Raw genomic sequence first — 12455 nt, forward strand, 5'->3', positions numbered from 1 at the left:
CGGCTACGATGACAGACTGGCATGCCGTTATTATCGGCTTTCTCGTCGCAACGGTCCTCAGCATCGTCGGACTCGCAATCCCCGGCATCGGTCAGTTCGTTGCGGGACTGGCCGGCGGCTTCGTCGCGGGGTATCTCGCGGGCGGCGGCCTCGGACGCGGATTCTGGCACGGGCTGTTAGCGGGTGCGTTCGGCGGTATCGTCGTCGGCGTCCTTCTTGCCCTCCTCGTCGCCTTGACGGGATGGGCTGCCGGGCCCATCGGCGGCCTCCTCTCGGGCGTCGCCGGCATCGGTATTCTCCTCGCCGCGCTGCTCGTCTCGTTCATCCTGGCGCTTGAGAGCGCGCTCGCCGGCGCGGTCGGCGGGCTGTTTAATCCCCGATCTCAATCGTCCGGGCGCGCTCGTGGCCGTCGCCGCTAAGTTGGCCGCCCAATCGCCCGACTACGCCGATGCCATCTCCCGGCAACTCTCGGCACACTCCGGCAAAATCTCTGCACACGCTTGGCAGTGCTCGTTATCGTGTTGCTCGCACTCTTCGGCACACTCCTCGCAGAGGTCAGCGCAGATTTCCCCGAGTTCAGCGTGGTAGCCCGAGTTCCGCGCCATCCAGCGAGCGTGAAGCGACGCGATGTCGGCGACGTCCCTGCAGAGCCTGATACACCGAGCCATCTCCTCGCCCTCGCCGGCGCAGGCGTCGGCACACCACTCACAGACCTGCGCGGCGTCGAGACAGTTGTCGATACACTCCTGCATCTGCTCGTCTGCATGCTCGAGTTTGTCGAGTGCCATCACCTGAACTCGTCATCGTCGAATGGCATGAACGTGTGACGGGCGACTGCAGGCGTTTCCTTAACCGCCCCACCGACTTCCGACTAGCGGCGCGCCTCGAGTTCAGTCTCCAGTTCGTCGAGAGACATGTCCTTCATCGAAAGCAAAACGAGCAGGTGGTAGACGATGTCGGCGGCTTCGGCGGCGATTTCGTCCTCTTGGTCGTCTTTCGCGGCGAGAACGAGTTCAGTCGCTTCTTCCCCGAGTTTCTCGAGGACGGCGTTTTCGCCCTTCTCGTGGGTGAAAAGCGAGGCGGTATAGGAGTCGTCGGGTAGGGTTTCCTTGCGATCCTCGATGACGGCGAACAGTTCGTCGAGTGTATCCTCCATTTATAGATCACCGGAGACGTTGCGGATGTCTTCGAGTTGGTCGAACTTCTCACTGTCGTCACGGCTGTCCTCGAAGACGGCGTCGCTGACTTCGATCGAGGCGTTGGTCCGGGCGGCGAGCGCAAGGGAGTCGCTCGGCCGGGCGTCGATGACGGTTTCGCCGCGCGGCGTCTCGACGTACAGATCCGCGAGATAGGTGCCGCCCTGGCCGTCGTCCCGGTCTTCGATTTCGGTGACGACGACGCGGTCGATGCGACTCCCGAGTTCTTCGATCACGTCGAGCAAGAGATCGTGCGTCAGCGGTCGGCCGATGTCCTCGGCCTCGAGACCGCGGGCGATACTGGTCGCCTCGGTGAATCCGATGAAGATGGGGACGACATCGTCCTCATCGTCGATATCGAGGACGACGACTGGGACCGGGCCCTGTGGCGTCCCAGCGACACGGACTGCGTCGATAGCTGCCTGCATATCCCTCTCGTTGGGTCTCCGGGAGGAAAAACATGTCCGGTTGCGAATGCATACAGCGTCCCACCGCTCACCCGGCGGGGCGACCGCCGCGCGTGCCGCCCGACATTGTATCTGGGCAGGCTGACAGCGGCGCTGCACTCCTCGCGGTCCGTCCGAGCCGATTTCCCGCCGTTACTCGGCGGTTGCGGACGGGAGAACGGCGTCGTCGTTCTCGAAGAACGCCAGGCCGTGAATCCGGCTGTCCCTCGTCAACTCCGGATGGAACGCGGTGCCAACGACGGGCCCGTCTCGAACCGCGACCGGCCGCCCGTCCCACGTCGCCAGCACGTCGACCGCTGCTGAACTCGCATCGTCGATCGCGGGCGCGCGGATAAATACTGCCGGGAACGGCGCGTCGTCCGCGAGTCCCTGCACGTCGAGCGGGGCCTCGAAACTGTCCGCCTGGCGACCGAAGGCGTTTCGCTCGACGGTTACGTCGACTAGCCCGAGTTCGTCGACGCGGTCGTCACCGGCGTCGGTTGCGGCGACGATCAGTCCGGCGCAGGTGGCAAACAGGGGTTTGCCCGCGGCGACGTGAGCTTCGATTTCGGCGGCGATACCCTCGTCGTGGAGCAGTCTGGAGATGGTCGTCGACTCGCCGCCGGGTAGCGCGAGCACGTCGCAGTCGGGGACGGCTCCAGCGGTACGGATCTCCTCGATATCGATCGTTCTGTCGTGAGCCGCGGCCGCACGTTCGATCGCGGCTGCGTGTTCTGCAACGTCGCCCTGAACGGCGACGACACCGGCGCGCAGTGTCATAGCCGGGCCTACGAACACCGGAGTCAAAAAGGACGCGACGCGCCGATTCAATCGCTGGCCGAGGGTGTCGCGAGAGAACCGGTAGCGCTTCCGAGACTTACGGGACTTACGAGACGAGCGTCAGAAGCTGGATGAGGACGCCGATCATGACGCCCGTCGCGATAACCGTCTTTGGGTCGATGAGAATTGCGTTCGAGTCCTCGGAGTCGAAGTAGCGGACGAGTCCGGCGCTGGACATTAGCCCGCCGGTGTTCTGTCCTTTATCCATACTCGCCTGTACGGGTTCCCGGAACTAAACCTTTCGACTCTCGGAGTGGCCCGGCCGACGGTCAGTCCACCGGTTCGTTCTGTGCCGCACGGTCATCGCGTACCGCTGTCCTGCAACCTGACAGCAATGCCGCCCGGTGGCAAAGTCACCCGCCGCAGTACGGAGAGCCGGCAAGCGGCTACGACTGGGAAACCCTTATGCGCCGCGCGTGGCAACTAGCGCTGAACCGTATGACTGTCACGCTCAAGGATTTCTACGCGGACTGGTGTGGTCCCTGCAAGACACAGGACCCCATCCTCGAAGAACTCGAAGACGACTGGGACGGCCGGTTCGATGTCGAGAAGGTAAACGTAGACGAACAGCAAGACGTTGCCAACGAATACCAGGTTCGATCGCTACCGACGCTCATTATCGAGAACGACGACGGTATCGTCGAGCGTTTCGTCGGTGTCACCCAGCGGGGGGACCTCGAGGACGCCCTCGAATCTGCGGGCGCATAAGCGCGATTTCTGCAGCTCTTCGGTTTCGATCCGATAGCAGCGGCTCAATCGCGCTCCGTATTTCTTCCTGCAACCACTTCGACACAAGTGAAACGCGCCACGGACTACTGTGGGTGCCTCGTACGGACCGCTGTCAGTCGGTTCCGGCCCAGTCGCGACTCGTCCTGCGAGTGTGCTGGGAAATCGGTACAGGAGACCGTATCAGACCCACTTGACGCCAACGTTGTGCAGTTCGTCGTTGTGCTTCGCGATGTTGATGACCAGCGGCGTCACGCTTTCGACCTCCGCGGCGTTCGCGAGCGGCCCCGCATCGAGTGCGCGCAGCCCGTCAATCTCGTTTGCGAGCGACCGAACGGTCTCCTTTGCGCTGTCGTCGTCCCCGACGAGGAGCGTATCGAGGTCGAACTCCGCGGAGAGATCCGCGAGCTTGCCGGCGGCGAGGTTGTGGAACGCGCCGACGACGGGGACCTCATCGGGTGCGCGCTGGGCGACGAGTTCACTGACGCTGCCGGCACCCGGCGGGTGGTAGTGCATGCCGTCTTCGTCGCCTTTCATGCCGACGGCGGGGGTGATGAGGACGGTGTCGGCATCGAGGACGCCGTCGATGGCGTCGACGGTATCACCGGCGTAGTAGGGTGGGACGCTGAGGATAGCAATGTCGGCTCGATCCGCGGCCATCTCGTTGCCGAAGCCGTTGATGTCGGGATCGTCGACGGCGTGTGAGTCGAGTGTAGCTTTGTAGTCGTCGACGGCGTCGCGGGCCTTTTCGGGGTCGCGGGAGCCGACGAGGAGTTCGTGGTCCGTATCGCGAGCGAAGCGGAGCGTGAGACCTTCGCCGATGTCGCCGGTTCCGCCGAGGAGTGCGATTCGCATGCGTCTCACTCGTGGGGGCACTCGAATAAAGGGTCGGGGGGCGGTGTATCTCGCCGGAAGCGGTTCGCTACTTGACTCGTCGTCCGGTGGTCGTCGAGGGCCCATCCGTCCGGTTTCGGTACGGCGGTCCATCCGCGCGCTCTCAGGCGAGCACGCGAACTGTCGTCTCGGCGGCGTCGGCGTCGCTGACGACGCGGACGGGGAACTGCTCGTTCTGCGTGGTCGGATAGGTTTCGTAGCCGAGTTGTAACTGCCGGCGCTCGCCGCCCGAGAGCGTTACCGACCGACTCTCGACGACCGTCGGATCGTGGCCGACGACGAGTTCAACGGTCGTCGTTCGCGTTTCGGAGCCGCCATTCCGGACGACCGCAGTGACGGTGAGGAACTCGCCCGCGTCGACCGGCGAGTTCGTTTCTTGAATCGAGACGGCGATTCTGCCGTTTTCTCCGTCTCCATTGCCGTCGCCGTCGTTCTCCCCGCTTCGCGCGTCGAGTTCCCAACGGGATTCGAGCGCGGTGACTGTACCGTCGGTGCAGATCACCCACGGAAGGACGGTACAGGTGTGACAGCCCGACGACAGCGAAATCGTCGCGGTGTCGCGCGCCCCCTCGAGTTCGGTCACGTCGAGGATGACGTCGGACTGGGTGAGCCACCAGACGACGCTGTCGAGGCTCCCGTCCGGATCGGTGGCGACGAGTTCGAACTCGGTCGGTGTCGTCGGGGAGATCGACACGACCTGCTCGCGTGGCCGCACACCCTCGACGGTCGGCGGTGCAGCCCCGCCGTCGGTTACGTCCACGCGCCAGCGGGCCGCGTATGTCTCCCGACTCGGCTCCGCGATCGGTGCCGTGCCCGGCAGTACGGCCGCCGTCACGTCGTGCGTTCCGCTCGACTCGAACTCGTGCCACCGGTAGTGTGCCCCGCGTTCGGCGTAGTAGGTCGACACCCAGGGCCCGCCGACGCCGCCGCCGACCCGTTCCCCGTCGACCCACCAGACGGTCCGTTGTGAGGCGTCCGGATCGACGGCTTCGGCCTCGAACAACACCGCCGTCCCCGGCTGCACAGCGAGTTCACCGTTCGGCCGCGCGGCTGGCACCGACGAGGCGGCGGCGACGCCGACGCGGCGGTCCGACGACTGCCCGCCCGCTGCAACCCGAATCGTGAACTCGTCGTTTCGGGGCACGGGATAGGTGTAGAACCCCTGCCGGATCGTTCTGGTCCGGTCGGCTTCGATGGTCAGTCCGCGGCGCGAGACGCGCGTTTCGTCGTCGCCGACGAGCAGCGAGGCCTCGGTCCGGATCGCGTCCGTCCCGGTGTTTTCGAGCGCGGTCGTCACCCGCAGGTACTCCCCGGCGGGCAGCGGCGCGTTCGTTTCGGTGATCGAGACGCGGAGTGCGTCCTGCGTTTGTGCCTGTGCCTGCTCCCGCGCTCGGGGTCGTGGTTGTGGTCGTCCCTGCCCTCCCCTCTCACCAGTACCCACCGATCCGCCCGATCCCGACCCGTCGCCCCGCCATGTGCCCGCGAGCGCCGGCGCGAGCACGACGCCCGGGGCCGTCCGCAACAGTCTGCGTCGCGTCGGTCCAGTCATCGACTGAACTCGCGGCGATCGGGGGAAAAACCGCGGTGATCGTTGCGGTCTCAACGTCGTGTTAGCGATCTCAGTGAGGGACTATCGTCCCGAATCCGAACGTACTAGCGGCCTATGGGGCCTCGTCCTCGTCCGGATTCATCGCGGCACCGAGGCCGCTGCCGTAGGCGTCCCGGTTCTCGACTTCCCGGAGCCGCTGCTCGACGCGGGTTACCAGTTCGGTGCGCCGGTCCTCGTCGGTATCGGGGTCGTTGCCGAGGGCTTGCAGGTCCTCGCGGGCCGTCCGGAGGACCGAGAGCGCCTCCTCGTCCTCGAGTTCGGTTGCGCGCTCGAGTTGCCGCGCGATGTCGTCGAGCGTGGTGCCGGTCATCGTGGTCGGTCGTTTGACGGCCAGGATGTTCATACCCGGCCTCGACGGAACTCACTCCCGTTCGAGTTCGTCGGCTGCGTTCGACAGCCCCTCGTTTGCCGGGCCCTCCAGTAGGTCCCCGTCCGGAGCGAACCGCGAGCCGTGGCAGGGGCAGTCCCAGCTACACTCGCCGTCGTTCCACTCGACGAGACAGTACATGTGTGTACAGACGGCCGAGGTCGTGTGAAGTTCGCCGTCGGCGTCTCGCGCGCAGGCGACGGGCGTCCCTTCGCGGCGGATCACCGTCCCCTCGCCGGGATCGAGTTCGAGCGATCCGGACGCGAGCATCGTCCGGAGCCAGTCGGTCGCGAGTTCGCTCATCGCGTCGACGTTCTCGGTGACGGTCTTCCCGGCCGAGGGCTTCGGCGTGAACCGCAGGGGATCGAACAGCTTCCGCTCCGGCGGCTTCTGCCCGTCGATGAGGGCGGCGAGCAGCCGGCCGGCGGCGACGCCATTGGTTATGCCCCAGCCGCGAAATCCGGTCGCGACGAAGACGTTCGGCGTGCCGGCACCGGCGCGACCGACGAACGGCACTCGATCGACCGGCTTGTAGTCCTGGTTCGACCAGCGGTACGCCACGGATTCGACGGGGAACCGCTCGCGGGCCCACTCGAGGAGTCGCCGGTAGCGGTCGACGGTCGAGCCGCCCTGGCCCGTCTTGTGGTTCTCCCCGCCGACCAGCAGGAGTTCCTCCTCGTCGCCACGATAGGTTCGCACCGAGCGGTAGTTGTCGCCGCTTCGATAGTACATCCCGTCCGGCGGGTCCCCGTCGAGTCGAAGCGCGAGCACGTAGGACCGCTTCGGGTGCATCCGCGCGAAGTACCCCGCGCGGTCGAGGATCGGAAACCCGGTCGCGAGGACGACCCGCTCGGCCGTCACCGACGCTTCTTTGGTCCGGACCTGACACGGCGTTCCCGGTTCGACGGCCGTGACGCGGGTCCGTTCGAATACCCTGGCTCCGTCATCTTCGCGGAGCACGTCCGCGATCCCGAGCAGATACCGGCGCGGGTGAAACCACGCCTGCTCGTCGAACCGCACCGCGGCCTGCGCTCGCTCGAACGGCGGCACCGACGTGACGAGCGTCGCCGGGAGTCCCGCATCCTGCGCCGCGTCGGCCTCGCGCTCGAGTTTGTCGCGACTGTCTCCGTACAGGTACGACGACTGGCGCTCGAACCCGCAGTCGATCCCGAACTCGTCGATCCGTCGCTCGACCGCATCGATCGCGTCCTCTTGCACCGTCGCGTACTGCCTTGCCGCCCGCCGGCTGAACTCGCGGCGCAAGTGGTCGTAGATCGCCCCGTGCTGGCTCGTTACCTTCGCCGTCGACTTACCCGTGATCCCCGCCGAGACGTGGTCTCGTTCGAGCACGGCGACCGTCTTCCCCCGCTCGCGCAGTTCGAGCGCCGTCGAAAGGCCGGCGATTCCCGCACCGACGACCGCCACGTCGACCGTTCGGTCGGCCGTGAGCGGACGCCCGCCACCGCCGCGCCTCGACTCGCGGTCCGGTTTCGCTTCGGGCGGCTCCGCGAGCCAGAGCGCGCTCGGTTCGCCGGGCAGGTTGGGATCGCAGGAAAATCGGTCGGGATCGGAGTCGGAATCGGGGTTGGGGTCGGGGTCAGAACCGGTCATAGGACTGGCGCGGGCTACACCGACGACGGCTAAAAAACGGGCGTGCGAACGTGCTGGCTCGCTCGCGCAGCCGGCGATTATGCCCCGAGTAGCGCCGGCAGGTCGTTCACCGATTCGAGGACGGCCGACGCGTTCTCCGCCTCGTACTTCCGTCGTCCGTCTTCGCCGGTGAGACCGCCCGTCAGGACGCCAATACCGTGGTACTCCCGAGTAGCGTCCGCTTCGTTCGCGTTCGTCGCCGTTCTGATATCGTCGAGCGTATCGCCGGCGAAGACAACGCGTTCGGCGTCGAACCGATCGGCCAGCGTCGTCAGCGCCCGCGGGTGCGGCTTGCCCTCTTCCCAGTCGTCCATCGTAAACCGGTGCTCAACGGAAACTTCGTCCGCCAGCCCGACCCGATCGAGCGCGAGTTCAGCTTCGGCTTTCGGTCGCCCGGTCAGCACGCCGACCGCGCCATCGTACGCGTCGACGAGCCGGTCGCGGGTCTCCGCCGACAGCAGTACCGGCTCGTCGTGGATGAATCCGGACTCGTCGGCGAGTTCGGCGTCCGGTTCGCCACCCTCGAGTGCGCGGTAGAGTTCGGTGCCGAGATACAGTTGCTGGAAGACGTCTCGAAGCCGCTCGCGGTCCCAGCGGCTCGTCACGCGCTGGGTTGCGCGCGCGCCGATTCCGTCGCGGACGACGGTTTCGGCCGCTTCGAGGCCGCCGCCCTCGGCGGCGATGGCGTCGGTGAACTCGTCGATCGACGCGTCGTAGCCCTCGCTCGTTGCGAGAACGTAGAGCGCCCCGGCGTGCGTGAGTTCCCAGTCGTTGTTGAACCCGCCGGCGTCTTTGAACTGCTGAATGTCCGCCTTGCGGATCGTCCGGTCGTAGACGAACTCGACGGACTCGACGATCGCGCGCCGGTAGGAGTCGGCCACGTCGACGAGCACGCCGTCGATGTCGAGGACGACGGCGTCTGCGGCGAGGGTGGCCGTGTCGGTCGCGGTTGCGTGCTCGGTCATACGCGCTCGAACGGGCCGGCGGGAATAAAGGCGGTCGGATTCGGCCGGCGCGACGGACCTGCCCGCGCTCAAAGCAGCGGCGTGCCAGCGACGGCGAACGCGACGAGCAACAATGCGACCGCGTAGAGTACGTCCGCCCACAGCCACGAGAGCACGTTCGCGACGTAGATCACGAGGATGACCGGAACCCCGAGCAGGACGAGCGGCGACCGCCGCCACTTGGCTCGTGCGTGCGCCCAGAGCGTGTTCGCATCGCCGGTGCTCGGAAACGCCTGCATCCCGACTGCGAGCCCGAGCCAGCCGAGGGCGGCCATGCCGATCAGCATCTCCCGGGAGACGCCCACCGGATCAACCGCGGGGAATCCGCCGCCCGTCGGCGACACGACACCGGTCCCCGTCGCGAGTTCGGCGAAGGCGAGACAGGCGACAAGCGCCACGACGGTGTTGACGAGAAACGGCGCGACGCCGATGAGGAACGCGTCGCGGTACCGGTCCGGTTGTTCGTGGCGGACGTAGCCGGCGGGGTCGCCGAGGCGAAAGTAGACGACCTCGTGAACGCGGACGCCGACGGCCCGGCAGGTTATCGCGTGGGCGAACTCGTGGACGACGACGCCGGGGGCTGTCGCGAGTTCGAGGGCGAACCACAGCAGTGTGCCGAAGCCGGCGATGACGGCCGCGAGAACGACGGTCACGAGCAGTATTGCGAGGAGGGACAGGACAGTATCGGGGAGCACGCGTCGGTTCGAAGCAACGTCCCCGGTGCTGTTAATTCATGCGTCTCGGCTCGACTCGGGGTGCGTGCTCACGTACAGCGTTCCAGCTTGGATCGTCTGTCGCTCGACGGGAATCGCCGGTTGGTCGCCGCCGAGCGTCGTAAAGAGAAACGCTGCGTCGGCGGCGCGGGCAACGTCCCGGGCCGGCCGGTGCAGTTCGGGCGGCAGGTTCCGGGCGTAGATCGCGTCCGCGTCGGCGTAGACAGATAGATTGGGATCGACGATGTCGTCTCGGACGAACTGAACTCGTTCGGGAACGTCTCGCTGATAGATATCTGTCGCTGTGATGGTGTGGCCCCGTTCCGCCAGCGTCGCCGCCAGCTCGGTTCGTCGGCCGATCCCCACCTCGACGAGTCGATCGTATGCTGCGAGGATAGTTGTCATCGTCGGTAGATTTCGCCGAGTGTGGCCCATGGCGGGACGTTTATGAGCGAAGCGACCATAGCGTTTGTCATGCTCGTCGACATCGTGCCGGTCGGCAATGTCCCCGCAGCGGTCAAACGGGCAGCGTCCTCGGCGTTACGATCGGTCTACGACTGCGACGTTTCGGTCACCGATTCCCAGCCAGTGCCGGGCGGGGCGTACGACTCCGGGCGCGATCAGTATTCCGCAGAGGCGTTCATCCAACTTGCAGAACGTGTCGGCCGCGGAGGGAAGAATATCGCCGTCACGCCACACGACCTCTTCTACCGCCGCCGGAACTATGTCTTCGGACTCGCCTATCTCGACGGCAGCGGCAGCGTCGTCTCGACCTATCGATTGCAAACCTCGAGCGACGGCGGCTTTTCGAACAAGAGTGCAAGCGAAATCTTCGAGAACCGCGTCCGCAAGGAAATCGTCCACGAGATTGGCCACACCTACGGGCTCGAACACTGTGACAACAACCGCTGCGTGATGAACTTCTCGCCGACCGTCCGCGAAGTCGACATCAAAGAAGAGAACCTCTGTGGCAGTTGCCAACGCTTCGTTCGCTGAACCGTTTTCCCCGCTCTCGCTGACCGTTGTGTTGCCCACCTCGCGAACTCGAGAGCGACAGCCGGCAACGATGGGTCTTCTTACTGTCATTGAAACCGTTTGATTAAAAACTTCGATTCACATTACTGCAGCCAACTCATGGCAGCAATCGAAACGAACGGAGTTTCGAAACGGTTCGACGAGACTCACGCCGTTCGAGATGTCGATCTTACTGTCGAGAGCGGCGAGGTGTTCGGCTTTCTCGGCCCGAACGGCGCGGGCAAGTCGACGACGATCAATATGCTTCTCGACTTCGTGCGGCCGACAACCGGCGCTATCTCCATTCTGGGCGTCGACCCGCAGGAACAGCCCCGCGTCGTTCGCCGGCGTACCGGCGTGCTTCCGGAAGGATACGCCTTCTACGATCGCCTTTCGGGTCGCCGTCACGTCGAACTGGCTATCGACATGTACGAGAGCGATGACGATCCAATCGCCATCCTCGATCGCGTCGGCCTGACCGGTGACGAAGACACCGCCGTCGGAACCTACTCGAAAGGCATGCGCCAGCGCCTCGCTCTCGGTATCGCACTCGTCGACGACCCCGATCTGCTTATTCTCGACGAACCCTCCTCCGGCCTCGACCCGAACGGCATCAGAACGCTTCGAGAGATCGTCCGCGAGGAGGCCGACCAGGGAACAACCGTCTTCCTCTCGAGTCACGTCCTCGACCAGGTCGAAGCCGTCTGCGACCGCGTCGCCATTATGAACGACGGCACCCTCCTGACCGTCGACACCGTTGACGGCCTCCGAGAAACTCTCGATCCGAACTCGACGCTCATCCTTTCCGTCGATACGGTTCCCGAATCGGTTTCCCAGCGCCTCGCCGAACTGGATCGCGTCGACGCCGTCGATGTCGATGCCGCCAGTACCGGTCGCGATGGAACGATTTCTATCACTTGTACCGACTCCGGCGTCAAATCTGCCGCTATCGGTCGCGTCGAGGACGCCGGTGCAACGGTCACGGACATCGGTGTCGAGGACTCCTCTCTGGAGGAACTGTTCGCAGCCTATACCGACTCCTCGTCCGACGGTGAGCGCCGATGAACTCGGTCACTGCGATCGCTCGAACCGACATCGCCGATGTGATCCACTCCCGGACACTCTGGGGCACGACGGGGCTCATGACTACCCTCGTCGCCATCTCCTGGCTCAGTCTCAGTACCGAATTAGTTGAGCAGGTAGACACACCGCTGTTGACCGCTATCGACTCGTTCGGTCTCTGGGTTCCGCTCGTCGCGATCGTTCTCGGTTACGAGGCCGTCATCGGCGAACGCGAATCCGGTCGCATTCGCTTTCTCCTTGGACTCCCGAGCACGCGTCGGGAACTGATCATCGGCAAGTATCTGAGTCGCGTGAGCGTGCTGGTAACCGCGCTTGTCGCCTCGCTCGGTGTCCTTGCAGTGCTCGTCTTCGTCCGTGTCGACGAAATCCCGCTCGTTCCGTTGCTCAGCGCCGTGATACTGCTCGTCCTCTACGGACTTGCGTGGATCGGGATGGCGGTCGGCGTGTCGAGTATCGTCTCGTCGAAAACGCGCGCGGTCGCAGTCGTCGTCAGTCTCTACGCGCTGTTCGGACCGCTCTGGGAACAGATCGTCCTTCCCGCCTGTGTCCGGTTTGTTGAACTCGTCACGGAGACGACACAGTCGATCAATCTGACGGGACGGCTCACGTACGCCGACGAGCCAACGTGGTTTCTGTACGTTGCCCGTCTCAGCCCGCTCAAGGCTTTCGACGCTGCCCGCTACTACATTCGTGACCTCCTCGAAATCGCGCTCACGGGTGGACAGACGACCGCTGCTCACGGGCCGAATTTATTCGGGCTTGCCGTCCTGCTCTGTTGGGCGATCATGCCCATCGCTCTCGGCGTTTTGTTCTTTGATCGAGTCGATCTCGAGTAACGGACAGCTCTCCGGTGTCTATTTGTCTCGTTCCATCGCTATGGCCAGCAACGCACCCGAAACCGACGCTTGGACTA

General features: G+C 65.0%; 17 protein-coding genes. 5 read left to right on the plus strand and 12 right to left on the minus strand.

The window, feature by feature from the left end:
• The first annotated feature begins 8 nt into the window (after window positions 1-8).
• The gene (locus tag C484_RS17185; protein WP_049915617.1) at window positions 9-419 is read left to right on the plus strand and encodes a DUF5518 domain-containing protein; all 411 of its coding nucleotides are present in this window, start codon (window positions 9-11) and stop codon (window positions 417-419) included.
• A gap of 21 nt (window positions 420-440) precedes the next feature.
• Here C484_RS17185 and C484_RS17190 read toward each other — a convergent pair whose 3' ends face one another.
• The 5 genes from C484_RS17190 to C484_RS17210 form a co-directional block, all read right to left on the minus strand.
• Window positions 441-788 carry a four-helix bundle copper-binding protein gene (locus tag C484_RS17190; RefSeq protein ID WP_006827160.1) on the minus strand — a complete coding sequence of 116 codons (348 nt, stop codon included), beginning with the start codon at window positions 786-788 and terminating at the stop codon, window positions 441-443.
• A gap of 83 nt (window positions 789-871) precedes the next feature.
• The gene (gene hisE / locus C484_RS17195; protein WP_006107601.1) at window positions 872-1156 is read right to left on the minus strand and encodes a phosphoribosyl-ATP diphosphatase; all 285 of its coding nucleotides are present in this window, start codon (window positions 1154-1156) and stop codon (window positions 872-874) included.
• A complete protein-coding gene (locus C484_RS17200) occupies window positions 1157-1624 on the minus strand; it encodes a bifunctional nuclease family protein (RefSeq protein WP_006827161.1) in 468 nt (155 codons plus the stop codon).
• Between the two features lie 171 nt (window positions 1625-1795).
• Window positions 1796-2422: a pyridoxal 5'-phosphate synthase glutaminase subunit PdxT gene (pdxT, locus tag C484_RS17205; RefSeq protein ID WP_006827162.1), complete on the minus strand. Its 627-nt coding sequence runs from the start codon at window positions 2420-2422 to the stop codon at window positions 1796-1798.
• Window positions 2423-2528: 106 nt separating this feature from the next.
• Window positions 2529-2690, minus strand: coding sequence for a preprotein translocase subunit Sec61beta (locus tag C484_RS17210; RefSeq protein ID WP_006107604.1), 162 nt, complete (start codon window positions 2688-2690; stop codon window positions 2529-2531).
• A 197-nt stretch (window positions 2691-2887) separates the two neighbouring features.
• Between C484_RS17210 and C484_RS17215 the strand changes: the two genes are divergently transcribed.
• Window positions 2888-3190, plus strand: coding sequence for a thioredoxin family protein (locus C484_RS17215; protein ID WP_083860886.1), 303 nt, complete (start codon window positions 2888-2890; stop codon window positions 3188-3190).
• A 201-nt stretch (window positions 3191-3391) separates the two neighbouring features.
• Here C484_RS17215 and npdG read toward each other — a convergent pair whose 3' ends face one another.
• The 7 genes from npdG to C484_RS17250 all read right to left on the minus strand — a co-directional run bounded on the left by npdG (window position 3392) and on the right by C484_RS17250 (window position 9880).
• Window positions 3392-4063: an NADPH-dependent F420 reductase gene (npdG, locus tag C484_RS17220; protein WP_006827163.1), complete on the minus strand. Its 672-nt coding sequence runs from the start codon at window positions 4061-4063 to the stop codon at window positions 3392-3394.
• Window positions 4064-4205: 142 nt separating this feature from the next.
• Window positions 4206-5651, minus strand: a complete 1446-nt coding sequence (locus tag C484_RS17225; protein ID WP_006827164.1) for a hypothetical protein — start codon at window positions 5649-5651, stop codon at window positions 4206-4208.
• 112 nt (window positions 5652-5763) lie between these two features.
• Window positions 5764-6054, minus strand: coding sequence for a hypothetical protein (locus C484_RS17230; protein WP_006827165.1), 291 nt, complete (start codon window positions 6052-6054; stop codon window positions 5764-5766).
• Window positions 6055-6072: 18 nt separating this feature from the next.
• Window positions 6073-7689, minus strand: a complete 1617-nt coding sequence (locus C484_RS17235; RefSeq protein ID WP_006827166.1) for an FAD-dependent oxidoreductase — start codon at window positions 7687-7689, stop codon at window positions 6073-6075.
• Window positions 7690-7766: 77 nt separating this feature from the next.
• Window positions 7767-8693 carry a TIGR01548 family HAD-type hydrolase gene (locus C484_RS17240; RefSeq protein ID WP_006827167.1) on the minus strand — a complete coding sequence of 309 codons (927 nt, stop codon included), beginning with the start codon at window positions 8691-8693 and terminating at the stop codon, window positions 7767-7769.
• Window positions 8694-8761: 68 nt separating this feature from the next.
• Window positions 8762-9427 carry a DUF3267 domain-containing protein gene (locus tag C484_RS17245; protein ID WP_006827168.1) on the minus strand — a complete coding sequence of 222 codons (666 nt, stop codon included), beginning with the start codon at window positions 9425-9427 and terminating at the stop codon, window positions 8762-8764.
• A gap of 36 nt (window positions 9428-9463) precedes the next feature.
• A complete protein-coding gene (locus C484_RS17250; RefSeq protein WP_049915599.1) occupies window positions 9464-9880 on the minus strand; it encodes a UPF0146 family protein in 417 nt (138 codons plus the stop codon).
• Window positions 9881-9919: 39 nt separating this feature from the next.
• Here C484_RS17250 and C484_RS17255 point away from each other — a divergent pair, with 39 nt between their 5' ends.
• The 3 genes from C484_RS17255 (at window position 9920) to C484_RS17265 (ending at window position 12378) form a co-directional block, all read left to right on the plus strand.
• Complete coding sequence (locus C484_RS17255) at window positions 9920-10441, plus strand: archaemetzincin family Zn-dependent metalloprotease (protein WP_006827170.1); 522 nt, start codon at window positions 9920-9922, stop codon at window positions 10439-10441.
• Between the two features lie 138 nt (window positions 10442-10579).
• Window positions 10580-11524 (plus strand): ABC transporter ATP-binding protein, encoded by a 945-nt coding sequence (locus tag C484_RS17260; protein ID WP_006827171.1) that lies wholly within the window; start codon window positions 10580-10582, stop codon window positions 11522-11524.
• A complete protein-coding gene (locus tag C484_RS17265; RefSeq protein WP_006827172.1) occupies window positions 11521-12378 on the plus strand; it encodes an ABC transporter permease in 858 nt (285 codons plus the stop codon). Before C484_RS17260 ends, C484_RS17265 begins: the two co-directional genes overlap by 4 nt.
• Window positions 12379-12455 lie beyond the last annotated feature (77 nt).

The sequence above is a fragment of the Natrialba taiwanensis DSM 12281 genome, from assembly GCF_000337595.1.
Lineage (GTDB): Archaea > Halobacteriota > Halobacteria > Halobacteriales > Natrialbaceae > Natrialba > Natrialba taiwanensis.